Origin of the sequence: Acinetobacter sp. YH12112 (assembly GCF_013418945.1) — a bacterium.
Lineage (GTDB): Bacteria > Pseudomonadota > Gammaproteobacteria > Pseudomonadales > Moraxellaceae > Acinetobacter > Acinetobacter indicus.
Window position 1 is genome coordinate 1 of the sequence record NZ_VPBA01000008.1, and the last position, 23,187, is coordinate 23,187.

24 protein-coding genes and 1 pseudogene are annotated in these 23,187 nt (G+C 47.0%); 14 read left to right on the plus strand and 11 right to left on the minus strand.

All coding sequences use genetic code 11. The annotated features are described in order from the left end of the window. Positions 1-188, plus strand: a pseudogene (locus tag FTU50_RS15355) (DDE transposase); the annotation flags it as partial. 56 nt (positions 189-244) lie between these two features. On the opposite strand, the gene FTU50_RS04350 reads toward FTU50_RS15355, so the two are convergent. Both FTU50_RS04350 and FTU50_RS04355 read right to left on the minus strand, forming a co-directional pair. Further along, positions 245-862: a LysE family translocator gene (locus FTU50_RS04350; protein ID WP_171065068.1), complete on the minus strand. Its 618-nt coding sequence runs from the start codon at positions 860-862 to the stop codon at positions 245-247. Positions 863-911: 49 nt separating this feature from the next. Then, the gene (locus FTU50_RS04355) at positions 912-1,403 is read right to left on the minus strand and encodes a DUF1289 domain-containing protein (protein ID WP_180047056.1); all 492 of its coding nucleotides are present in this window, start codon (positions 1,401-1,403) and stop codon (positions 912-914) included. Positions 1,404-1,602: 199 nt separating this feature from the next. On the opposite strand from FTU50_RS04355, the gene FTU50_RS04360 reads away from it, so the two are divergent. From FTU50_RS04360 to FTU50_RS04380, 5 genes are all read left to right on the plus strand, one after another. Beyond that, the gene (locus FTU50_RS04360) at positions 1,603-2,535 is read left to right on the plus strand and encodes a rhodanese-related sulfurtransferase (RefSeq protein ID WP_180047057.1); all 933 of its coding nucleotides are present in this window, start codon (positions 1,603-1,605) and stop codon (positions 2,533-2,535) included. Between the two features lie 209 nt (positions 2,536-2,744). Beyond that, complete coding sequence (locus FTU50_RS04365; RefSeq protein WP_016659901.1) at positions 2,745-3,047, plus strand: hypothetical protein; 303 nt, start codon at positions 2,745-2,747, stop codon at positions 3,045-3,047. A 74-nt stretch (positions 3,048-3,121) separates the two neighbouring features. Continuing rightward, positions 3,122-3,736 carry a DedA family protein gene (locus FTU50_RS04370; protein WP_005176142.1) on the plus strand — a complete coding sequence of 205 codons (615 nt, stop codon included), beginning with the start codon at positions 3,122-3,124 and terminating at the stop codon, positions 3,734-3,736. Positions 3,737-3,775: 39 nt separating this feature from the next. Next, positions 3,776-4,183 carry an ABZJ_00895 family protein gene (locus FTU50_RS04375; protein WP_075167535.1) on the plus strand — a complete coding sequence of 136 codons (408 nt, stop codon included), beginning with the start codon at positions 3,776-3,778 and terminating at the stop codon, positions 4,181-4,183. A 293-nt stretch (positions 4,184-4,476) separates the two neighbouring features. Continuing rightward, positions 4,477-5,037: a glycine zipper domain-containing protein gene (locus tag FTU50_RS04380; RefSeq protein WP_005176140.1), complete on the plus strand. Its 561-nt coding sequence runs from the start codon at positions 4,477-4,479 to the stop codon at positions 5,035-5,037. 60 nt (positions 5,038-5,097) lie between these two features. Here the strand turns inward: FTU50_RS04380 and FTU50_RS04385 are convergent, their stop codons facing one another. Beyond that, complete coding sequence (locus FTU50_RS04385) at positions 5,098-5,622, minus strand: YecA family protein (RefSeq protein ID WP_005176137.1); 525 nt, start codon at positions 5,620-5,622, stop codon at positions 5,098-5,100. A gap of 69 nt (positions 5,623-5,691) precedes the next feature. Continuing rightward, positions 5,692-5,898, minus strand: coding sequence for a PA3496 family putative envelope integrity protein (locus tag FTU50_RS04390; RefSeq protein WP_005176134.1), 207 nt, complete (start codon positions 5,896-5,898; stop codon positions 5,692-5,694). Positions 5,899-6,272: 374 nt separating this feature from the next. Here FTU50_RS04390 and rpoD point away from each other — a divergent pair, with 374 nt between their 5' ends. The 6 genes from rpoD (at position 6,273) to FTU50_RS04420 (ending at position 12,819) form a co-directional block, all read left to right on the plus strand. Next, positions 6,273-8,165: an RNA polymerase sigma factor RpoD gene (gene rpoD / locus FTU50_RS04395; RefSeq protein WP_180006803.1), complete on the plus strand. Its 1,893-nt coding sequence runs from the start codon at positions 6,273-6,275 to the stop codon at positions 8,163-8,165. Positions 8,166-8,263: 98 nt separating this feature from the next. Beyond that, a complete protein-coding gene (locus FTU50_RS04400; RefSeq protein WP_005176130.1) occupies positions 8,264-8,551 on the plus strand; it encodes a YbeD family protein in 288 nt (95 codons plus the stop codon). A 139-nt stretch (positions 8,552-8,690) separates the two neighbouring features. After that, a complete protein-coding gene (lipB, locus tag FTU50_RS04405) occupies positions 8,691-9,350 on the plus strand; it encodes a lipoyl(octanoyl) transferase LipB (protein ID WP_005176127.1) in 660 nt (219 codons plus the stop codon). 81 nt (positions 9,351-9,431) lie between these two features. Then, positions 9,432-9,965, plus strand: coding sequence for a hypothetical protein (locus FTU50_RS04410; RefSeq protein ID WP_180047059.1), 534 nt, complete (start codon positions 9,432-9,434; stop codon positions 9,963-9,965). Between the two features lies 1 nt (position 9,966). Then, on the plus strand, positions 9,967-11,151 hold the full coding sequence (locus FTU50_RS04415; protein ID WP_127799636.1) for an iron-containing alcohol dehydrogenase: 1,185 nt from the start codon (positions 9,967-9,969) through the stop codon (positions 11,149-11,151). 270 nt (positions 11,152-11,421) lie between these two features. Beyond that, positions 11,422-12,819 carry an APC family permease gene (locus tag FTU50_RS04420; RefSeq protein WP_005176119.1) on the plus strand — a complete coding sequence of 466 codons (1,398 nt, stop codon included), beginning with the start codon at positions 11,422-11,424 and terminating at the stop codon, positions 12,817-12,819. Between the two features lie 154 nt (positions 12,820-12,973). On the opposite strand, the gene FTU50_RS04425 is transcribed toward FTU50_RS04420, so the two are convergent. From FTU50_RS04425 to rplU, 7 genes are all read right to left on the minus strand, one after another. Next, a complete protein-coding gene (locus FTU50_RS04425) occupies positions 12,974-13,453 on the minus strand; it encodes a tRNA (cytidine(34)-2'-O)-methyltransferase (RefSeq protein WP_045796434.1) in 480 nt (159 codons plus the stop codon). Between the two features lie 298 nt (positions 13,454-13,751). Next, positions 13,752-15,134 (minus strand): siroheme synthase CysG, encoded by a 1,383-nt coding sequence (gene cysG, locus FTU50_RS04430; protein ID WP_180047061.1) that lies wholly within the window; start codon positions 15,132-15,134, stop codon positions 13,752-13,754. Positions 15,135-15,215: 81 nt separating this feature from the next. Continuing rightward, a complete protein-coding gene (gene serS / locus FTU50_RS04435; protein ID WP_016659896.1) occupies positions 15,216-16,487 on the minus strand; it encodes a serine--tRNA ligase in 1,272 nt (423 codons plus the stop codon). Between the two features lie 118 nt (positions 16,488-16,605). Continuing rightward, positions 16,606-17,520, minus strand: a complete 915-nt coding sequence (locus FTU50_RS04440) for an RsiV family protein (protein ID WP_180054469.1) — start codon at positions 17,518-17,520, stop codon at positions 16,606-16,608. A gap of 582 nt (positions 17,521-18,102) precedes the next feature. Beyond that, on the minus strand, positions 18,103-18,795 hold the full coding sequence (gene lolA, locus FTU50_RS04445) for an outer membrane lipoprotein chaperone LolA (RefSeq protein WP_016659894.1): 693 nt from the start codon (positions 18,793-18,795) through the stop codon (positions 18,103-18,105). Between the two features lie 218 nt (positions 18,796-19,013). Beyond that, positions 19,014-19,265: a 50S ribosomal protein L27 gene (gene rpmA / locus FTU50_RS04450; RefSeq protein ID WP_005176106.1), complete on the minus strand. Its 252-nt coding sequence runs from the start codon at positions 19,263-19,265 to the stop codon at positions 19,014-19,016. Between the two features lie 19 nt (positions 19,266-19,284). Beyond that, positions 19,285-19,596, minus strand: coding sequence for a 50S ribosomal protein L21 (gene rplU, locus FTU50_RS04455; protein WP_005176105.1), 312 nt, complete (start codon positions 19,594-19,596; stop codon positions 19,285-19,287). A 443-nt stretch (positions 19,597-20,039) separates the two neighbouring features. On the opposite strand from rplU, the gene sdsA reads away from it, so the two are divergent. After that, a complete protein-coding gene (sdsA, locus tag FTU50_RS04460) occupies positions 20,040-21,017 on the plus strand; it encodes an All-trans-nonaprenyl-diphosphate synthase (protein ID WP_180054471.1) in 978 nt (325 codons plus the stop codon). A gap of 18 nt (positions 21,018-21,035) precedes the next feature. After that, positions 21,036-23,087 (plus strand): site-specific recombinase, encoded by a 2,052-nt coding sequence (locus tag FTU50_RS04465; protein WP_005176092.1) that lies wholly within the window; start codon positions 21,036-21,038, stop codon positions 23,085-23,087. Positions 23,088-23,187: the final 100 nt, after the last annotated feature.

Consider the following 23,187-nt stretch of genomic DNA (forward strand, 5'->3'; position numbering starts at 1 on the left):
CTATTGCCCTTCTTAATTTACTCAGATTCGACTCTTTGGCTTCTGCAGGTAATCTACCCAAACATCTGGAAAGTTTAATGGAGAAATCTAATCGGTATGTTATACCTGAGAGAAGAGTGAGGAGTTATCCAAGGGTTGTAAAAGGAAAACCTCAAAAATACCCAAGAAAAAGCCAGTCAATCTCTTAACTGACTGGCATTAGCACATTGCGGGCTTTTTTATGACGTCAATATTCATAGATCATTTAAAACAGATACTGTCCTGCTGTGCTAATCAGGCCATATAGCGCAATCAGAATTAAAAGAGCACCACACAGCGCCAGTACCGGCCGATAACCGCGTGACAGCGTTAAACGGTAAAAACCCAAATACAACAAAGACAAAGTCAGAAAATCCAGTACAATCCAGCTGGCGGTCAGCAAGATTAGACTATCATTAAAATGATTGGTGACCTGAATAAATTGCGGGAAAAAGGCACTAAAAAACAGAATATCTTTCGGATTGGAAATCCCGACCAGAAAACCCTGCCGAAATCCGCCTACAGCGCTGGCCGTCTCCTGTTTCGGTCCGGCCGCTGCCCGGCTTTCCTTGAGAATGTCCACCCCCAAATAGGCAATATAGACACAGCCTAGCAGCTTAATTAAATCCAGCCAGAAGGCCTGAATATTGAAGATGCCTTTTAAAATCAGCACCGAGCAGGCAATTAACAGCAAAGAAGCTAAATTAGTCCCGACAATGGTCTGAAACGCCCGCCGGTAACCACCTTTGAGTCCGGCACCAATCACCAGCATCATCACCGGGCCTGGGGTGGCAATCATGATCACCACCGCCAGACAGTACAACAGATATTCAGCCATATTGATCATCTGTGGTACTCCTGCGCTACTCTTGCTTAAACCTTAGGATGAAAAACTAGTCATCCTCTTCCAGACTGACTTTTAATAAATGCTGGCTAATGCCATCGGCACGTAAAAATGCCAGGTCATAACTCGCAGTCGCCAGTGCCAGTACCCGACGCTCAAATTCCTGCCACAGTGGTTTAACCTGCGCGGCCTGAATACCAAGACCACTGTCATCGGCCAGATGCTTGTTTTTTTCACATAATTTGAGCGCATGATATAACTTGCGGCCTGCGCTGGCATCGGGACGTAAACGCACCCGCTTTGACAGGACAAAATGCTCTACCTGCGGCAAGCGGGCAAATGGCAACATTGGTACCAGAATCTGGTCCAGCTGGGCATCCAGACGCTGCCAGACAGCCGTTTGCTGTTCGGGGGTATAGCCATTCCAGCGTATCACTTCATGATTAAAACGACGACAACCACGACACACTGAATCACCAAATACCGTAGAGCAGCGGCCTGCACACGGGGTCAATGAGGTGATTCGACGATCCGTACTCAAAATATACTCCAGAAAAGCGCAGTAATGCCGGCCTGAATGCGGCCGTATTACTTTTGGTAAAATCATAGGCGAGGATAGGCATCATAGCCGACTCTATCGCAGATTTAAAACCATATTTCTGTTCTGGATTTCTCGCTATCTGGGCACTTTCACGCTAAAATATGCCCCTCAAATTTTTTATATCACATTGGAGTACTCCATGAACGCTACTGTAGAACAGCTTGCACCTGTAGAACAGCAAGCGACCTCTGGTTGGGTTGTTGCCGCACTTTATCAATTCAAAGAAGTTCAAGATCCTGCAGATCTACAACAACGTCTTTTAGACTTGGTAAACAGCATCAACCTGTGTGGTACTCTCATTGTGGCGGGTGAAGGAATTAATGGTACGGTGGCGGGCGACCGCGAAGCCATTGATCAGGTGCATCAGTTTCTTTTAAACGAAGGCTTTACCGCGATGGAATATAAAGAGTCACACAGCGCCGACAAGCCTTTCCGCAAAATGAAAATCAAGCTGAAAAAAGAAATTGTGACTTTGGGTGTAGAGGTCAAACCACGTGATCTGGTCGGCCATTATCTGGACCCGAAAGAATGGAATGAACTGATTGCACGTGATGACGTAATTTTAATTGATACCCGCAATGACTATGAATACAAGGCCGGGACTTTTAAAGGCGCGATTGATCCACAAACTGAAACCTTCCGTGAATTTCCAGACTATGTGAAAAAAGAACTGGAACAGCACAAAGACAAGAAAATTGCCATGTTCTGTACCGGTGGGATTCGCTGTGAAAAATCCACTTCGTTATTGCTACAAGAAGGCTTCCAGGAAGTTTATCATCTGAAAGGCGGTATTTTGAAATACCTCGAAGAAACCCCGGCAGAAGAAAGCCTGTGGGAAGGTGAATGTTTCGTATTTGATGGTCGTACTGCGGTTACGCATGGTGTGGAAGAAGGTCGAAATACCAAGTGTCATGCCTGTGGTTGGCCTTTACTGCCAGAAGAAGTGGCAGAACCAAGCTATGAACACGGCGTATCTTGTAAATACTGTATTGATAAAACCACAGAAAAACAGAAAGCCGGCTTCCGTATGCGTCAATCTCAGATTGCAGCGGCAAAACGCAAACGTCTGTAATAATGTAAACCAGTACAAATAATTTTACAAAAAGCCCTATTTATAGGGCTTTTTTTACGTCTGTTCACATACCAGAATCAATTCAATACCAAAGCACCCTCTGGTACTAACAGAAGCCAGTCATGCTTAGGCTAAACTCCAAATCACAACAAAAACAATGCAGTTTTATTTTGACGTACAGATTCTCACCCATGGACAAGGATTGACTTATGCAAAGAACGATAACAACACGCTATAAACACCAATTCCGTACTGCCTTACTGCAACGAGCGCATCAGCAGCAAGATCTGCAATTGCACCACCTGAAACAGCAGCTTGAACAGCGTTCACACTTGTTTATTGTGGGGTTTGGCACCGTGCTCGGCGCGATTCTGGCAATGTTTATTGCCTATCACCTTTCCAATATCTGGAGTGGTTATCTGATTGTCGCTGTCTTGCCGCTGCTGGTGGCGTATGGGCTTCGAAAAGTCTATGTGCATACCCTGTCGCATACCACTGAGGAAGATTTTTAGTTACGTTTCAGCTCTTTACTGAAAAACCAATCCTCTTTAGCATGAAGGTCTAATTTTTAGGCCTTCTTGACTTTATGAACCTGACCGAATGGATTATTTCCATTATGGAACAGCTGGGCTACTTCGGTATTGCCCTGCTTATGTTTCTGGACAACGTATTCCCCCCTATTCCTTCCGAAATTATTATGCCTTCTGCTGGTTATTCGGCCTCACAAGGTGAATTACTGTTTGTTGGTGTCGTGGTTGCCGGCTGTTTCGGTTCGCTACTGGCCGCGGCCTTGCTGTACTGGGTCGGCTATAAATTCGAACATGATGCGATTTTCCGCTTTGTCGACCGCTACGGAAAATACCTGTTCCTAAAATCGGCCGATGTCAAAAAATCACTGGACTGGTTCGAGCAGTATGGGCATCGCATTGTCTTTGCCGGACGCATGATTCCGGCGGTACGCTCTTTAATTAGTATTCCCGCCGGCATGAGCCGGATGCCCTTCTGGAAATTCATGTTCTACAGCAGCCTCGGCACCATCATCTGGACCACTTTTCTGGCTGCGGTCGGGTTTTATTTTGGCGAAAATCAGGCGCTGATGCAGAAAATTTTTAGCCAGGTCGGCTATGTCATTATTGCAATTGTGATTGCGATTATCGGCTGGATTCTATACCGTAGGTATATGCGTAAACGCGCTTCGTGATGTGCATTGGCCTGCCTATAGGCCAAACTTGGGGATTCAATGAAACACTATTTGCTGCATTTGGCTGCGGTCTACAGCATTGCGCTGGTCCTGCTGACCATGGTTCTGGTTTATGGTTTAAATCTTGGGGTATTAACCCTTTTTCCAACACTGGTGGTAGTCGCGCTGATCAATGCCAAACATTTTGTAAAACGTGAAAAACGCCTACCGACCTCAGATGAAAGAATTCAGCTGATTTGGGGCAGCAGTGCCGTGGCCATCATTATTGGCAGCCTGTTTATCTTTTTTATGGTGCTGATGAACCCCTATGCGGAGCAGATTATTCAATCGGCTGAGAAAATGGGACTGGCCCTCATGGCAGTGTTGATGCTATGTATGGTCGCCATCCATGGTGCGGTATTTTATGCCGCCTACGTCTGGTATGCCGCTTATTGCGCCAAACAGTAATAGTTAGTCGATTTTCAGACACTGTTAAATCAAATTATCCTGAAGTAAATTCTTTCGTGCAGATGGGTGACTTCCGGACAGCGCATCTGCATAGAAAATTTAACCGTATGTAAGTAAGCCCTGCTTTTCGTCACCAGAAACCGACATAAGTTATTTATCTTAACGTGAAAGGTGCAATTCTCCTGCCCGCGCTAGGTGCTGTCTGATCTAAGTTAAACCTCAAGAGATCCGCTTGATCTTAATTTTTTGATTCATTTTACTTAGATCATCATCAGCCCCAAGAGGATACAGACATGACGAATCCAGAAATAGAAACCCAGCGCCAGCAGGAACAAAAACGCGAACAGGTCAAACAGCTGCCAAAACAGCAGCAGCAACAGCTGAATGCCAACCCAAAAACCGGTGAAACCGGCACCCATCCGGTGGGTACCAGTGTCGGTGCGGTCGGCGGTGCAGCCACAGGTGCCGCAGTCGGGGCTACCACCGGCCCAATTGGCGCAGTGGTCGGAGGTACCATTGGTGCCGTGGTGGGTGGTCTGGTTGGTAAAACCGCTGCAGAAGCCGAAAACCCGACCGAAGGTGATGAAGATATTTACTGGCGTGAACACAGCCAGAGCCAGCCTTACTATACCAGCCTGCAAAACACACATCCGGACTTAAGCTATGAGCGCGATTATCAGGCCGCCTATCGGGTCGGTTATGCCCAGCGCTCACGCTATGAACCGGGTACACGCTTTGAAGATGTAGAACCCGATTTACGCAGCGAATGGGAGTCCACCAAGGGCGATACCCGTTTGGCCTGGGAAGATGCCAAACATGCGGTGCGTGATGCCTGGAACCGTATGACCCGCTAATGTAATCCGGCTATAAAAAAACACCTCCGAGGAGGTGTTTTTTTATTTATTCGGTTTGCATCAGTTTGGAGTGTGATACATCAAATACAGTTCATTAAGGTTGTCCGGAATTTCTTCCGCCAGCTCATCCATTAACTGACCATTACGACGGAAGCTTTCCATTTGCGGGTCTTCTTCATCAATGCCGCTAAACACCATGATTGGTAAAGTCAGATCTACCAGCTGTTCTTCAAATTCTGGCGTGAACCAGGCTTCTTCATTCAGGAACATGGCATCCACAAAGCCCACACTCCAGTCGCCCAAGCTCGATTCTACATCTGCTTCTTCAATTTCGAATGGAAATTCAATGCCTTCTTCATTGGCCAGGTTTTGACGAATGGATTCGAGCCAGGTTTTCACCTGCGCTACGATTTCTGCCGGCACTTTTTTCTGGTTGCCTTCAAATAGTTCATCCAGCCATTGGTCAAATTGCGGGCCGACTGCAATGGCACACAAAAAACCATGAGTGGCAGCAAAATCTAGACCGTATTCGTTCTGGTCACCATCTAGATATTCACTCAACAGGTCTAAATCTAAAGCACTCATCTTAAATCCAAAAATCGTCTATACAAGGTATAGCATAGCATTTTCCGAAGACTTTACTGAACCCAAATTTCAGTCATCTTCGTCGTCAAAATCATCTTCGTCGAAGTCATAATCAAAATCCTTGAGATCACGCTCCAGTCGACGCTGTGCCAGCAGATCATCAATCAGGCGACGTTTTTCTAACGATTCTTTCGCACTGATTTTACCTGCCGCTTCATCGAAGCTGACATCATCATCACCGTAGTTATCATCTAGTTCAAAATCTGTTGAAGACACTAAAACTACCTCAGAATGAAAAAATGTGAATGGGTTTAGCCGCTATTTATCTGCCTTTGAAAAAGTTGTCAAGTTTTATTTATATTTTTTGTTTTTCCCGACTATTTTTGGCTTGTATTTCGCGCTAAAATTTGTGTATTTATGAAGACCTTATCTGAATAAGTATAGTTTAAAGCATATGACAAGAATATTTCGCGGACAAAACGGATGCCAGACTTGAAAACCGGGCAAGATGCCCCATATTCCTATTCAGTTTTGCTTTCAAACATTTTTATAAAATCATGCTTGATTGATCAAATCAGAAACTTTTACAGCAAATTGTGCTATCATGCACGGTTTTTCACTGCCACAGATTCAACGAAGAGTAAGCAAAGATGAGCGATATGACTTCCCCTACTTCGCAAGTAGCGGCTCTGATTAGCCGAGGCAAAGAGCAAGGTTACCTAACTTATGCCGAGGTTAACGATCATCTCCCAGACTCAATCACGGAAAGCGAACAGATTGAAGACATCATCCAGATGCTTCAGGACGTGGGTATTCCTGTGCATGAACGTGCACCTGAATCTGATGATGCGATGTTCGAAGACACCACAGAAGCTGCAGATGAAGTCGCTGAAGAAGAAGCAGCGGCAGTACTGGCTTCTGTAGAAAATGAGCCTGGCCGTACCACGGACCCTGTGCGTATGTATATGCGTGAAATGGGGACCGTTGAGCTGTTAACGCGAGAAGGCGAAATTAGTATCGCGAAACGTATTGAAGAAGGCATCCGTGATGTGCTGCATTCAATTGCGTACTGGCCAAATGCCGTTGAAGTGGTTCTACAAGAATACAAAGATTATGAAAATGGCGAACGCCGCCTGGCCGATCTGCTTTCAGGTTACTTAGATCCGGAAACCGATGAAGAAATTCCGGAAGTGCTGGAAGATGAAGCCGTGCTCGACGATGAAGAAGAATCGAGCAGCAAGAGCACCAAAACCAAAGATGTCAAACTTGATGACGACGATGAAGAAGAAGAGTCAGAATCGGATGATGATTCTGAAGCGGATTCTGGTCCGGACCCTGAAATTGCCAAAGTACGTTTTGCCGAGCTGACTGAAGCCTGGAAAAACGCCAAAGACGTCATTGCAAAGCATGGCCGTAACAGCAAAGAAGCGGAAGCTGCGTTACAGGCTCTGGCCAGCGTGTTCATGATGTTCAAATTTGCGCCGCGCCTGTTTGATATTATTTCAGAAATGATTCGTGGCACGCATGACCAGATTCGTGCAGCAGAACGTGAAGTAATGCGTTATGCGGTACGTCGTGGCCGTATGGACCGTACCCAGTTCCGTACGACTTTCCCGGGTCAGGAATCTAATCCGGCATGGTTAGACGAACAGATTGCCAAAGCTCCTGCAGAGATGAAAGGCTACCTGGAAAAAGTACGTCCTGATGTACTGGCCTTCCAGCAAAAAATTGCCGACATCGAAAAAGAGCTGGGTCTGAATGTTAAAGACATTAAAGACATTGCCAAACGTATGGCAGTGGGTGAAGCCAAAGCACGTCGCGCCAAGAAAGAAATGGTTGAAGCCAACTTGCGTCTGGTGATCTCGATTGCCAAGAAATACACCAACCGCGGCTTGCAGTTCCTGGATCTGATTCAGGAAGGTAACATCGGTCTGATGAAAGCGGTAGACAAGTTTGAATACCGTCGTGGTTACAAGTTCTCGACTTATGCGACTTGGTGGATTCGTCAGGCGATCACACGTTCGATTGCCGATCAGGCACGTACCATCCGTATTCCGGTACACATGATTGAAACCATTAACAAGATTAACCGTGTTTCTCGTCAGTTGTTGCAGGAAATGGGCCGCGAACCGACACCGGAAGAACTCGGTGAACGTCTGGAAATGGACGAAGTGAAGGTACGTAAAGTCCTGAAAATTGCCAAAGAGCCAATTTCCATGGAAACGCCAATTGGTGATGATGAAGATTCGCATTTGGGTGACTTCATTGAAGACAGCAACATCACCTCTCCGGTCGATGCAGCGACTTCAGAAGGCTTAAAAGAAGCAACACGCGAAGTGCTGGAAAACCTGACTGAACGTGAAGCCAAAGTCCTGAAAATGCGTTTTGGTATTGATATGCCAACCGATCATACTCTGGAAGAAGTCGGTAAGCAGTTTGATGTGACCCGTGAACGGATCCGTCAGATTGAAGCCAAAGCCTTACGTAAATTACGTCACCCTTCCCGCTCTGAACACCTGCGTTCATTCCTGGAAAACGACTAAGTCAGCAGCGGCTTGAATTGGGATCAATCCATCCCCATTTAAGTAGCAATGCCAAAACGCCTGCGCCTTGCAGGCGTTTTCAATCTTTTGAGGTAATTATGATTGACCGCACTCCCTCTCGTGAATTACAAGAGCATCTTTGGGTTTTTCCGATGGATTACCCGATTAAACTGATTGGTCTGGCCGGTGCAGAGCTGCGTCAAGCGGTGAACGATATTTTCGTGAAACACTTCCCGGACTTTGATGGCGACAAAATGACCGTGACCCCGTCGCGTACCGGTAAATACCACTCGATTACTGCACAGCTGCGTTTCGAGGAGCTGGAACAGGTACATGCGGTCTATGCCGATTTAGCTGCCTGCCCGCTGATTAAAACCGCGCTTTAAGTTTCAAAAAAACACGCTTCATGCGTGTTTTTTTATGGCGTACCGTGCAAGCGCAGTAATTTAAAGCAGGCATACTCCTATTCCTATTCTGAATCATTATAATTCACATCAGCAGATTTCATTTTTAAGGACGCAGCCTGTGACCGATGCGCTTCAAAAACCGACCCTCATTATTCGCCAGTATTCGCAATTAACACCGTATCAAGACCGCTTTTTAGAGATGAAGCAGTTGACTGAACAGCGTGATGCCAATACCCCCGATGAGCTCTGGATTTTGCAGCATCATGAGGTGCTGACCCAAGGTCAGGCCGGCAAGGCAGAACATATTCTGATTCCCAGCCATATTCCGGTGGTACAAACCGACCGTGGTGGACAGGTGACCTGGCATGGTCCGGGCCAGCTGGTGGCGTATTTCCTGTTTGACCTGAACCGTTTGGGCTGGAATGTCCGCACGCTGGTATCGTATGCCGAAAACCTGATGATTGCGCTGCTCAAAAAATATGGCATTGAAGCTTATGCCAAAGCAGATGCGCCGGGTGTCTATGTCGCGGAGCGTAAAATTGGCTCATTGGGCTTTAAAATCCGCAAAGGCCGTAGTTACCATGGACTAGCGCTGAATATTGACTGTGATTTGAGTGGTTTTCAAACCATTAACCCCTGTGGGTATGCCGGTCTGGAAATGGTGCGCATTCAGGATTTAGTCCCAGACTATCCATCGTTTGAAACTTTATGCCGAGATATCATTGAAACTTTAGAGCACAGTGGTTACTTTAGTGAGGTTCAAACCATTCAAGCCTAAATGACTTTACTTTTGAATAAGAAATAAATTAGAGTATTTACTCTAAACCTAATAATAGATGTTAACAAAGGGACTCAGCGAGTGATTTCAAGCAAAACCGTGAAGCCCGCTTTGCAACAGGCCTATGTCAAACTCATGATGGATGTGATTGGCAGAGGTCTGGTGATGGCAAGCCAGGTCGATCAAGAAATAAAACAGGAAGTTGCAAAGTTTCCCGCAAATTTTATCCTGTCCATGAAAGTGTTTCCCAATGGACCTGCGTTCATTGCCCGGGTGACTGAAGATCATCAGCTCGAACTGCTGCCTGAACTGGATGGCAAACCCGATCTGGTCATTACCTTCAAGCATCTGACCCATGCCTTTTTGGTGTTCTCGTTTCAGGAAAGTACGGCACAGGCCTTTGCCCATGACCGCATGATTGCCGATGGTGACCTGTCTTATGCCATTCGTCTGGTGCGTTGCCTGAACAAAATGGAAGCCCTGATTTTGCCTAAACTGCTGGCAGAGCTGGCCATCAAACAATACCCATCCGAACTTAACTTAAAAGAAAAACTCAGCGGAGCTGCCCATATTTACCTGAAAGTGGCTCAGTCCTATTTCCAACGGAGTGCATAACATGGCGAAGCCTTATTACGAATTTTTTTGTCCAGTCAAAGTCATTGCCGGCAATGCCGCACTGGAACACATTCCGTTTGAATTGGTGACTTTAGGTGCGAAACGCCCGCTGATCATTACCGACAAAGGCGTCCGTGGTAATAACCTGCTGGCCCCGGTTGAGGCGGCTTTTGAATCAACCGATGCTGAAATTGGCTATATTTTTGATGATGTGCCGCAGGATTCAAGTCTGGACACGGTACGTAAAGCCGCGCAGCTGTATCGTGACCACAACTGTGATGCCATTATTGCAGTGGGTGGTGGTTCGGTGATTGACACCTCCAAAGCCACCAACATTCTGGTGACGGAAGGCGGCGATGACCTGCTAAAATATTCCGGTGCGCACAACCTGCCAAAACCGTTAAAGCCCTTCTTCGTGATTCCGACCACCTCAGGCACCGGTTCAGAAGTCACCATGGTCGCCGTGGTGTCAGATACTGAAAAGAATGTCAAAATGCCATTCGCTTCTTATTACCTGATGCCACATGCCGCGATTCTGGACCCGCGCATGACCCAGACCCTGCCACCGCATTTAACGGCAATGACAGCTATGGATGCCATGACCCATGCGGTTGAAGCCTATAGCTGCATGGCCTCGAATCCGATTTCGGATGCCTATGCCACCGCCGCGATCAAGAAAATCAGCAATAACCTGTTTAAAGTGCTGGATAATCCAAGCGATGCCTATGGCCGTCTGGAACTGGCGCAGGCCTCGACCATGGCTGGTATTGCCTTCTCCAATTCGATGGTGGGTCTGGTGCACTCTCTCGGTCATGCCTTAGGTGCAGTGGCGCATCTGCCGCATGGACTGTGCATGAACCTGTTCTTACCGTATGTGCTGGAATACAACAAAGATGTCAATGGCGACAAAATTGCCGAACTGCTGCTGCCATTGGCCGGCCCGGATATTTATGCCCAGACTCCGGCGCATCTGCGTGCCGATAAAGCCATTGCTACCCTGCTGACCATGCGCGACCGTCTGTATACCATGACCAAATTGCCACGCACCTTGAGTGAAACCGGCAAGGTTACAGAAGCGCAGCTGGATGAAGTGGCCGAAAAAGCCCTAAACGATGGCTCGATCATTTACAACCCGAAAGAAGCCAGTCTAGAAGATTTGAAATCTATCTTAAAAAAGGCTTGGTAATTTCCAGCAAATAGGCGAATATAGCCAAAATTTCTAGAAGCCTGATGTTTTTTTAAGCATCAGGCTTTTACTATACCCAAGAAAAAGTTCTTATTTATTCAGATGATTGGCATATTTTCTGCTAAAAATTTCTGAAAAAGTTACTGACAAAAGCAACCATTTTGGAGTAGATTGGCGGACTTTTGTTTTATTGATAGGGGGGATCGTTCGTCTCAAACGATCCTTAGGAACATGACTGATCCTTGATCAACGATTAAGAGGATAACGCCGTTGACAAATATCTCTGGGACTCAATCGGCAGCTAAACTGCAAAAAACGCTAGGGCTCTGGCACATCATTATTATTGGTTTAGCATATATTCAGCCAATGACCTTATTTGACACTTTCGGTTTAGTATCGGAAGAAAGTCATTTTCATGTACCCACCTCGTATATTTTTGCCTTGGTTGCAATCTTGCTGACCTCGTTAAGCTATGGTCACATGATTCGCCGCTACCCATCTTCGGGTTCTGCCTATACTTATGCGCAGAAATCCATTCACCCCAATGTCGGCTTTATGGTGGGCTGGTCGTCCTGGCTCGACTACCTGCTGTCGCCAATGGTGAATATTATTCTGGCTGTGATTTATCTGGAAGCGCTATTCCCGGATGTCAATCATTGGGTCTGGGTCATTGTGCTGACCGCGTTTATGACCGGCATCAACCTGCGCGGTGCGCGTTTTGTCGCCAACTTCAACAGTCTGATTGTATTTATCCAGCTCCTGGTCATCGCGATCTTTACCTGGATGGTATTTACCAAACTGCAGGCCGGTTTTAATGCCGATGGCCCGATTAGTGCCGAACAGCGTTATCAGCTCTGGAGCCTGGAACCATTCTGGAATGAGCTGACCTCAGTCGGTGCGCTGATTACCGGTGCTACCTTACTGTGCTTCTCCTTCACCGGTTTTGACTCGTTAAGCTCGCTGGCAGAAGAAACCAAAGATACCGAAAAGACCCTGCCAAAAGCGATTTTCCTGACTGCGTTAATTGCCGGGATCATCTTTATTGTCAGCACCTACTTCATGCAGATTTACTTCCCGAATGAACCGGGCAGCTACTTCAAAAATATTGCTGAAACTCAGCCAGAAATTCTGATGCTGGTGGGTGGTTCACTGTTCCAGTCCTATGTACTGACCTTTGCAATTGTAACGGTGATGGCTTCGGGTATTTCTGCACATGCTGGTGTATCCCGCTTAATGTACGTGATGGGCCGTGATGGCGTGATTAACAAGAAAATCTTTGGTCATATCAGCCCTCGTAACTTCACACCGTCTTATAACATTCTGATTGTGGGTGCGGTGGCCTTAACTGCGGGCTTTATGGATCTGGATTTCGTGATTTCCCTGATCAGCTTTGGTGCCCTGACTGCATTCAGTTTCGTTAACCTGTCAGTCATTTCACGCTATGCGCTACGTGATGGCCGTACCCGCAATGTTAAAGACATTCTGAACTTTGTGGTGGTGCCGCTCTGTGGTTTTATCGCGGTGTTTGCACTGTGGCTTGAAGTTGATGAAACATCATTGAAATATGGTTTATGGTGGGCAATGGCCGGTATTTTATACCTGGGTTATAAAACCAAAGGCTTTAAACACCCTGCGCCACAACACAATGAATTTGACGATAAACTCTAAGTTTAAGTCATTCAAAAAGGTGCTTCGGCACCTTTTTTGTTTCCACATTTCAGGTCAAGTTTTGACGGCTTGATCCTGCTCACTGAAAAAATAAATAGCGATAAAAAAACCAAGATCAGTGATCCTGGTTTTTTATTCTTCGCGATGATCTGCCCTAGCTTAAAGGCTGGAAACCCTGCTGACGCCAAGCTTCATAGACAATGACCGCTGTGGCATTCGACAGGTTTAAACTGCGAGAATTTTCTGCCATCGGCAAGCGAATCCAGTGCTCTTGTGGGAACATCAAACGCACATGCTCAGGCAAACCGCGGGTTTCTGGTCCCATCAACAAGGCCACAGGACGGTTTAAATCCGAAGTATGCGGGGTTTCTGTCCCCTTGGTGGTTAATGGATACACCGCATCCACACCTACGCCTTTACTGGCCAAATCGGCCAGACAGTCTTCAATTGAATCCCACAGTTGCATCCGCGCCCATTCGTGGTAATCCAGACCGGCACGTTTCAGCTTTTTATCATCCAGCTCAAAACCCAGGGGCTTGACCAGATGTAACTGAGCACCGGTATTGGCACAAAGCCGGATAATATTACCGGTATTGGCAGGAATTTCAGGCTCATATAACACAACGTGGATCACTTTTTACTCACTATCTGGTTGATTTAAGCAATTAAACTTTCTTGATGGGACAAGGATGCTGTCAGGGTTAAAGCGCTACGCAGTATTGCCCTTTTGCATCTCCGGCAACCATGATTCATCATAGCTGCCACTTGACAGGCGTAGCCTTCGTCTTGCGCTCGGGCAACACGTTGTGTTGCTTTGTCCTCTTTACTCAGGCGCAGCCTTCGCCTTGCGCTCGGGCAACACGTTGTGTTGCTTTATCCTCTTTACTCAGGCGCAGCCTTCGCCTTGCGCTCGGGCAACGCAGTGCGTTGCTTTATCCTCGCTCATGCCATTGCAGTTGTTCGCGCAGCTTCACCACTTCACCAATAATGGTCAGGGTGGGCGCCTGAATTTGATGTTCAGTGACTTTAGATGCAATATCCGCCAAAGTCCCGACCACCACTTTCTGCTCCGGTGTGGTGCCTTTAGACACCAAGGCCACTGGCATATCCGGACGCTGGCCATGGGCAATCAGTTTCTGGCAGATTTTTTCCAGTCCCACCAGTCCCATATACAGCACCAGAGTCTGGTTTTCATAGACCAGCTCGCTCCACGGCAGTTCCGGTGAACCTTCTTTTAAATGCCCGGTCAGGAAACGTACGCTTTGCGCATAGTTGCGATGGGTTAAAGGAATACCGGCATAAGCTGAACAGCCCGATGCTGCGGTAATGCCCGGCACCACCTGAAGAGCCACTCCTGCAGCAAACAGCTCTTCAATTTCTTCACCGCCACGGCCAAAAATAAACGGATCACCGCCTTTTAAACGACAAACACGTTTACCTTCCTGCGCATACTTGACTAGCAAGGCATTAATGCCCTCTTGTGGCACAGCATGGTTGGAACGTGCTTTCCCAACATAAATTTTTTCAGCATCACGGCGGCACAGCTCCATAATCGGATCAGACACCAGACGGTCATAAATCACCACATCGGCCTGCTGCATCAAGCGCAGTGCTTTTAAGGTCAACAGCTCCGGATCACCCGGACCGGCACCGACCAGATACACTTCGCCTTTTGGCGTGGTCCATTCCTGCAAGGCCTGCTCAATCAAACGATTGGCTTCTTGCAGATTGTCATTAAAGACCTGCTCTTTAAGCGGACTGGCATACAGGTTTTCCCAGAAAATCCGGCGTTCATCCGGATTCTGGATTTTGGCCTTAACCGCAGCACGCCATTGACCGGAAAAACTCGCCAGTTTGCCCATGCCATGCGGAATACTGGTTTCCAATTGGGTGCGAATCTGGCGCGACAACACCGGCGATGCACCATTCGTGGCCACTGAAATCAGCAAAGGCGAACGGTCGACAATGGCCGGCACCATAAAGCGGCAATGTGGCGGATCATCGACACTATTGACCAGCACATTTTCAGCTTCACAGGCCTCAAACACCTGACGGTTGATTGCTGCATCATCAGTGGCGGCAATCACCAGACGATACTGGCGCAGCGGAATTTCAGTATTGAAGGCAGCAGCCTCATAATGCCCCTGGCTCTGCTGGACCAGTTCCAGTAAAGCGGCATCAATGTCCGGCGCCACCACATCAATAATAGCGCCTGCTTTTTGCAGTAAACCGGCTTTACGGTAGGCAATATGGCCGCCACCGACAATCAGACAGCGTTGCTGTTGCAACTTTAACGAGATTGGAAAAATATCCACACACTACCTCAGTAATTTAGTTCTGATTGTCTTAAGCAAATTTTGTGCACAAATTGGTGCATCCTGTACATCGACCTGAATTTAGTCGATATATTCTGCACCACCCATGTACGGACGTAGCACTTCAGGCACTTCAATTGAGCCATCCGCGCGCTGATAGTTCTCCATGACTGCCAGTAAAGTACGACCTACAGCCAGACCTGAACCATTCAAGGTATGTACAAATTCAGTTTTCTTCTGGTCGGCACGATAACGCGCTTTCATACGACGCGCCTGGAAATCACCCATGTTGGAACACGAAGAAATTTCACGATAGGTATTCTGACTTGGCACCCACACTTCCAGGTCATAGGTTTTGGTCGCACCAAAGCCCATATCACCACCACACAGGATGATTTTACGGTACGGCAAGCCCAGCGCCTGCAAAATGCCTTCTGCATGACCGGTCAACTCTTCCAGTGCCTGCATAGAATCTTCAGGTTTAACGATTTGCACCATTTCTACTTTATCAAACTGGTGCTGACGGATTAAACCACGCGTATCACGGCCATAAGAACCGGCTTCACTGCGGAAACATGGGGTATGCGCAGCATATTTCAGCGGTAAACGGTCGGCATCAATAATTTCGTCACGGACAAAGTTGGTGACTGGCACTTCCGCGGTTGGAATTAAATAGAACTCTTTTTCGCCCTGCAGCTTAAACAGGTCTTCTTCAAATTTTGGTAATTGACCGGTACCACGTAAAGAATCGGCATTGACCAGGTACGGCACATAGGCTTCGGTATAGCCATTTTTCAGGGTATGCGTATCCAGCATAAACTGGGTTAAAGCACGTTGCAGACGCGCCAATGGCCCTTTTAAAACGCTAAAGCGAGAACCGGTCAGTTTGGTGGCAGTTTCAAACTCCAGACCGCCCATCCATTCGCCTAAATCGGTATGATCTTTGATTTCAAAATCAAATTCGCGTGGTGTACCCCAGGTCAGGATTTCCACGTTATCGGCTTCATCTTTACCTTCCGGCACAGATTCATGTGGCAGGTTGGGAATGGTCAGTGATTTGGTTTCAATTTCTGCCTGTAATTCATTTAAAGCCACTTCGGCTGCTTTAATTTCATCACCAATGGCTGACATACGTGCCATGATTTCTGAAGCATCACCACCGGCTTTTTTAATCTGACCGACCTGTTTGGCACCGGCATTACGTTCGGCCTGTAGAGCTTCCGTTTTGGACTGGATTTCTTTACGGCGAGCTTCCAATGATGCCCATTCTTCTACATTGAGTTGCACACCACGTTTTGCCAAGGCTAAATTTACAGCCTCAATATTATTTCTGAGTAATTTCGGGTCGATCATAGCCAATCTTTTGTAAAGAAAAAAACTGGCTATAGTGTAAGCGCTTCGGGTTAAAAAATACAGTAATCCGCTTCACGGCTGGGGCTTATTACAGCAATCTGGCGCAGTTTTTCACAATTTACTGGGCCGGATACTTCGGCAAACTTGGCAGATATTCAGCTTTAATCAGTTTGTCCACCGCATAATACGGCAGCTCCAGTTCCGGCATGCCTTCTGCATAGGAAGCCAGCTCATACAATGGATAGACAAACACCAGTCCATTGGCACCATAATAGAAATTGTCACTCAGTCGCAGTTTGTCACGCTGGATGTTGTGCTCATTCAGCCAGTTGTAATTATGGTTAAACAGTTCTTGTACTAGTTTGGCTTCACTATTCGGCAGTAGAATATCCTGCAAGGCCAGACGTTTCTTGCTGTTTAAATCAAAGGTCACAAATTCCTGATGATGCATACCATGCGCCGCCCCGGCCGGATAACTATAGCTTTGCATGCTAAAGGTAGCCAGACGGCCATGCTGGCCAATATAACGTACATAGGTAGAACTCAGGCTAAGACGGTTAGGCTCCTCTGTGCTATTGGCCTCTGATGCTGACGATGCTGACGATGCTGACGATGCTGACGATGCTGACGATGCTGACGATGCTGACGATGCTGACGATGCTGACGATGCTGACGATGCTGACGATGCTGACGATGCTGACGATGCTGACGCAGTAGAAGCGGCATCTTCACTAAATGCAATCGGGTCAGCCTTTTTAATCCGCTGCATAAAATACGCATTGATCCACGGCACATTGGTATTGACCGTCTGAATATCGTATTCGGTACAGCCCTCTTCATCACAGCGCTGCTGCTGTTTCAGTTCCACCGGTACCACTTTGGCCTGAATCACGGGAATGGCAGCTGCCTGAGTCTGACTTTGCTCGGCCTCCACCTGAGGTGCGGCATCCTGCTTCGGCTGACAGGCGCTTAGCATTAACACCGTGGTCAGTGCGATGGTCGTGGTGAGCAGATTTGATTTCAGATGTTGCATTGCATTTCCCCCTATGTTCATGCTGCAATTTTCAGCAGTTTTTACCCCGCTAAGGCGTTGTATACGCTCAATTTAGCTATTTACCACTATATAAAACTCCTGCTGTTCGATCCTAGAGCAGTTCTGTAACCTACGATAAAAAATGAAAAATCAACCAAAAACCACCCGCAGCAGTACATACCAAAATTTATAATATTCCATTAAAATTCATGATGATAATTTTAAAATAAAATCAAATCCTGACTGCACCCTAATCGTGCATCTGCGGCCTATTCAACGGGAAAAATAAATTATCCCAAGATTTATCCACAGAAATTGTGGATTCTTTCACAGGGCAAAAGCAGACAGATCAGCCGTGATTCTGATTAACCCTTATTTTTGGTTAATTTTTAACCATTTTTAAGGAGGAGAATTTTTATTCTCATTTCGTGCGTATCTGCATGACCTAACTCGCTCAATTGACTTTCCGTTCAATCCTGCCATTGGACGATTATTCACCTAAAAATAAAGGAACCATTAAAATGGCTCCTCTATGTTTTTGCTTTCACAGATAAAATCTTTTTAAGAAATGATCATCATCCCTTATTGATCAATAATATCCGTGCCTTTTGGCGGGGTGAAATTAAAGGTCGAGTTGGCAATGTTCGGGTTCACCTTCACATTGTTAAAACGCACATAGGTGGTTTGACCCAAGGAATCTTCTAGAATCATCAGGCTTGGTGCTTTGTTGGCACCGAAACTGATGGTCAGACTCTGGAAAGCACCGTCATCACTTTTTGGATACAGGGTGTAATAGGTTTTGCCTTTGTTTGGCTGGGTCACCCGGTATGACTGCATAATCTGGTTGGTATTGCCCGATAATAACAGTGCTGGCGTATTGGCAACCTGCTCATCCAGGTTTTGACGCACGGCCTGCTGCAAGTCCGGGTCATAAATCCAGACGGTTTTCCCTGAGGTCACAATGGTCTGTTTGGCCGGACTGGTGGTTTCCCAATAGAATTTACCCGGGCGCGCCACTTTCATTACGCCTTTAAATTCCTGATTCATATGCTGGGCAGTCAGGCCCTTGTTTTTAGGCGCTTTGCCGCTGGTTTTGGTGGTCTGCTCAAAGTTAGCGGTCATACTTTTAATATGACTCAATTGTTTGACCAGATTGGCAGTGGCTTGCTGCTCCGATGCTGCCACAGGCGCAGCATACACAGTCGTACTCATCACTGGTGCCAGCGTTGCAGCACCCAATGCCATAGCACACATGGTTTGACGAAGCATTTTCATAGATTCACCTTTTATTGTTGCATATCGCAATGTATTCATGGACTCATCTTAAACCAAATAAAGTGCCTAAATTTAGAGAAAATAAGAAGTTTTGTATGTTTATTAATATCAAATGTTCTTTTTTATCCATCATCATGAAGATCAGGGTTGCTCTCTTTCCCGATGCGACATGCATAAAAAAACCCACAGAAAACTGTGGGTTTTTGTTCTATTGAATCTTATTCAACAGATACGTAGCGACGGCCAAATTGACCTTTCACTTCGAATTTTACTACGCCGTCAGCAGTAGCAAATAAAGTATGGTCACGGCCCATACCTACATTTGCACCAGCGTGGAATTCTGTACCACGTTGACGAACGATGATGTTACCTGCAGTTACAGTTTGACCACCGTAAACTTTAACACCTAACATCTTAGGATTCGAATCACGACCGTTCTTAGTAGAACCACCGGCTTTTTTAGATGCCATGTCTCATTACTCCTAGTGATTAGCCTGAAATACCAGTAATTTTCAACTCGGTGAACCATTGACGGTGACCTTGTTGCTTACGGTAGTGCTTACGACGACGCATTTTGATGATGCGGATTTTGTCGTGACGGCCATGGCCAACCACTTCTGCAGTTACTTTAGCGCCAGCTACAACTGGAGCACCGATTTGAATGCTATCACCGTTTACAAGCATTAATACGTCATCAAACGTAATAGTTGCGCCAGTTTCAGCTTTCAATAATTCAACTTTAAGGGTTTCACCCTCAACTACACGGTGCTGTTTACCACCGCTTTGGATTACTGCGTACATAATGTACTCCAAACATGCCCGTGTCGTCGTGCCGGTAAAGGGATATACCGATCTTAAAACGAACGCCACTGGGGTTATACAAGGGCAGAGATTTTAAGGGATAACGCTGCAAACAACAAGAGATTTAGCCAAAATATTGCATCAGCCGGCTGTTTATTTTATAAACATGCAACGAAAAGCAACAAAAATGGTCAAAACCCTACATTTTTCATTGATCTAATCAAATTGCTTGTTAGAATCGAAAACGCCAGCATGCTGATGCTATCACCGCTGCCTGTCACCGGGAGGCCATTAGCGCCAGCACGAACAGGAAAGCAGACCATTGCCTCGTACTTCATAACGACAACCACAATGGCCGCACCGCAGATTGCAGATTTCCTGTCCAGACGTTTTTCATTGTTACACTATCGTTGTTACTTGACACAATTGAGGTTCTCCTTCACATGACCATCGACTTTAAGCAAGATATTCTCGCGCCTGTTGCTTCCGATTTTGCCGCGATGGATCAGTTCATTAATGAAGGCATTACCTCAAAAGTCGCACTGGTTATGGCAGTCAGCAAGCATGTGGTGGAAGCCGGTGGCAAACGTATGCGTCCGATTATGTGTTTACTCGCAGCCAAAGCCTGCGGCGCAGAAGATCTGGAACAGGCACGCAGACTGGCGGCGATTATTGAAATGCTGCATACCGCAACCCTGGTGCATGATGATGTGGTCGATGAATCTGGCTTGCGTCGTGGCCGTCCAACCGCCAATGCCACCTGGAATAACCAGACCGCCGTATTGGTCGGTGACTTCCTGATTTCGCGCGCCTTTGACCTGCTGGTCGATTTAGACAACATGACCTTGCTAAAAGATTTCTCGACCGGCACCTGTGAAATTGCCGAAGGTGAAGTATTGCAATTGCAATCGCAGCATCAGCCGGACACCACCGAACAGACTTATTTAGATATTATTCACGGCAAAACCTCGCGCCTGTTTGAACTGGCCACCGAAGGTGCCGCCATTTTAACCAACAAGCCGGAATACCGTGAACCGTTACGTGTCTTTGCCGGCCATTTTGGTAATGCTTTCCAGATCATTGACGATATTCTGGATTACACCTCAGATGCCGAAACCCTGGGTAAAAATATCGGGGATGACCTGATGGAAGGTAAACCGACCTTGCCTTTAATTGCCGCCCTGAAAAATACCAGCGGTGCGCAACATGAAATTATCCGCCGCAGTATTGCCACCGGCGGAACCTCCGACTTGGCGCAGGTTATCGAGATTGTACAGACCTCTGGTGCACTGGATTATTGCCAGCAGCGTGCCACGGAAGAAACCGAAGCTGCAATTGCGGCCTTAAATGCCTTGCCAGATACAATCTATCGTCAGGCCCTGGTCAATCTGGCCAAGCTGGCCCTGCACCGAATTCAATAAATAGCTTCATCCTTGCCTATGCATATAAAATTTTATGACCTATTCCTGAACATGCAGGATCAGCTGGAAACCACGCCCGCTGATCTTGACGAGCAACTGCTCATTGAGCTGGTCAACCGTATTCGACCAGCCAACACCGAAAATAGCGAAGAAATACAAGAAAAGTTTCAGGCCTTTTTACATGCCCTGCTGATTACGCCCAATGCCGCCAATACCTTACAAAGTTTTGTGCTCTGCTTAATCAGCCAGTACAAACAGACCAGCCTGTATGCCGATACCGGCATCCTGTCTTTAGATGGTTTCTGGAGCCAGCTGTTTCAGCGCCTAGGGGCGCATTTTTTACCGCTGATTAATGATCAGAGCCAGCTGCAGGACTTGCTGCGCCGCATTTTCCATCAGCGCAGTGATAAATACTGGCTGGATGATATTGAAGATCAGCAGTGGCAGCAGCTGTTTCGCCTGCTGAATCAGGGCCATCGTAATCAGGATGATAAAAAACTGATTCGTCAGGAAATCATTAAAGCCATTACCGTTCTGTCCTATCGGGTCAGCGGAATTGGTTTATATCCGGAATTTATTAATGCCCATCCGGAACTGACCGAATACGAATCACCATTTTTAGTGCAGAACCGTGAAATCAACGATTTCATTGTGCAGTATAAAAACCTGCATCAAAGTGCCGACAAATTTGAAGCGGTAATTCCACCGGATGCCTCACAGGCGCTGGTGATGATTGACCAGTGCCGTAACGTCAGCCATAAAATTCGCCGGGCCACCAAACGGATTGGGGTCAGTGTCAGCCTGACCTATTTGCTGTCCTTACTGGAACAGTGTCTGGACCGGATTGAACTGCTGCTGAACCTGATTGTTGAAGAAGATGATGTGCGTTATAGCGCCATGGGCGAGCTACTGGTCGATATTACCACCGCGCTGTATAGCGAACGCAGTGTCCGCTCCCTGCTGGCTACCAACAGTGAATTGATGGCCTTGCAGGTGACTGAAAATGCCAGTAAAACCGGTGAACATTATGTAAGTACCGACAAGGCCGGCTTTCTGGAAATGTATAAATCGGCTGCCGGGGCCGGGGTGATTATTGCCACCATGGCCACCCTTAAGGTGCTGGCGGCACGTTTAACCTTGGCGCCGCTGATGCAGGCCTTTATTAACAGCATGAACTACTCGCTGGGCTTTATGCTGATTCATGTGCTGCACTTTACTGTGGCCACCAAACAGCCGGCGATGACCGCTGCCGCACTGGCTTCGACCGTACAGCATCGCAAAGGCTCGAAAATGGCGCAAATTGCCGAGCTGGCCGCGCTGATTATCAATATTATCCGGACCCAGTTTATTGCCATTCTGGGCAATATCTCGATTGCCATTCCGGTGGCCGCCCTAATTGCCTTTATGTGGGATGCGGCGTTGCATGAGCCTTTAATGAACCATGCCAAAGCCAGCAAAATGCTGCATGACCTGAATCCGTTTACCTCTCTGGCAATTCCACATGCAGCCATTGCCGGGGTATGTCTGTTTTTATCGGGCCTGATTGCCGGTTACTTCGATAATATGGCGGTGTACCGCAAAGTCGGGCCACGGCTACAGGCGCATGCCAAACTGAAAAAATGGATGAGTCAGGAACGGCTGGACCGTTTTGCCGCCTATATTGAACGGAACTTAGGCGCACTGGCCGGTAATTTCCTGTTCGGGATTATGCTCGGCAGTATGGGTACGATTGGCTATATTCTGGGTCTGCCTTTAGATATCCGGCATATTGCCTTTGCCTCGGCCAACTTTATTCAGGGCTTGATGAACGTCAACGGCAGTCCGGAAATAGGGCTGATTATTGTTTCTTTCCTGGGGGTACTGTTAATTGGCCTGACCAACTTATTTGTCAGCTTCACCCTCACCATTATTGTGGCCCTGCGCGCACGTCGGGTACGTTTTGAACAGTGGAAGCCATTGGCCAAACTGGTCATGACCCATTTCCTGACCCGGCCAAGTGACTTTTTCTGGCCTCCAAAGCAACCTGTTGAAGTTGAAGAACAATCTGGCCCCGCCAAGGGTCATCATTAAGGAATTTGTTAATTTATTTTGTCATGTGTTAAAAAGAATTGAAAAAGAAATTAGCATAATTTATACAGGCTTGAAATGAAGTGTACTGTCGAGTACACTT

Excerpts from the sequence above, each read along its gene's own strand:
- FTU50_RS04360 (WP_180047057.1), top strand. The coding sequence starts at position 1,603 with ATGAACGCTACTGTAGAACAGCTTGCACCTGTAGAACAGCAAGCGACC.
- FTU50_RS04365 (WP_016659901.1), top strand. The coding sequence starts at position 2,745 with ATGCAAAGAACGATAACAACACGCTATAAACACCAATTCCGTACTGCC.
- FTU50_RS04370 (WP_005176142.1), top strand. The coding sequence starts at position 3,122 with ATGAACCTGACCGAATGGATTATTTCCATTATGGAACAGCTGGGCTAC.
- FTU50_RS04375 (WP_075167535.1), top strand. The coding sequence starts at position 3,776 with ATGAAACACTATTTGCTGCATTTGGCTGCGGTCTACAGCATTGCGCTG.
- FTU50_RS04380 (WP_005176140.1), top strand. The coding sequence starts at position 4,477 with ATGACGAATCCAGAAATAGAAACCCAGCGCCAGCAGGAACAAAAACGC.
- FTU50_RS04385 (WP_005176137.1), bottom strand. The coding sequence starts at position 5,622 with ATGAGTGCTTTAGATTTAGACCTGTTGAGTGAATATCTAGATGGTGAC.
- rpoD (WP_180006803.1), top strand. The coding sequence starts at position 6,273 with ATGAGCGATATGACTTCCCCTACTTCGCAAGTAGCGGCTCTGATTAGC.
- FTU50_RS04400 (WP_005176130.1), top strand. The coding sequence starts at position 8,264 with ATGATTGACCGCACTCCCTCTCGTGAATTACAAGAGCATCTTTGGGTT.
- FTU50_RS04415 (WP_127799636.1), top strand. The coding sequence starts at position 9,967 with ATGGCGAAGCCTTATTACGAATTTTTTTGTCCAGTCAAAGTCATTGCC.
- serS (WP_016659896.1), bottom strand. The coding sequence starts at position 16,487 with ATGATCGACCCGAAATTACTCAGAAATAATATTGAGGCTGTAAATTTA.
- FTU50_RS04440 (WP_180054469.1), bottom strand. The coding sequence starts at position 17,520 with ATGCAACATCTGAAATCAAATCTGCTCACCACGACCATCGCACTGACC.
- lolA (WP_016659894.1), bottom strand. The coding sequence starts at position 18,795 with ATGAAAATGCTTCGTCAAACCATGTGTGCTATGGCATTGGGTGCTGCA.
- rpmA (WP_005176106.1), bottom strand. The coding sequence starts at position 19,265 with ATGGCATCTAAAAAAGCCGGTGGTTCTACTAAGAACGGTCGTGATTCG.
- rplU (WP_005176105.1), bottom strand. The coding sequence starts at position 19,596 with ATGTACGCAGTAATCCAAAGCGGTGGTAAACAGCACCGTGTAGTTGAG.
- sdsA (WP_180054471.1), top strand. The coding sequence starts at position 20,040 with ATGACCATCGACTTTAAGCAAGATATTCTCGCGCCTGTTGCTTCCGAT.
- FTU50_RS04465 (WP_005176092.1), top strand. The coding sequence starts at position 21,036 with ATGCATATAAAATTTTATGACCTATTCCTGAACATGCAGGATCAGCTG.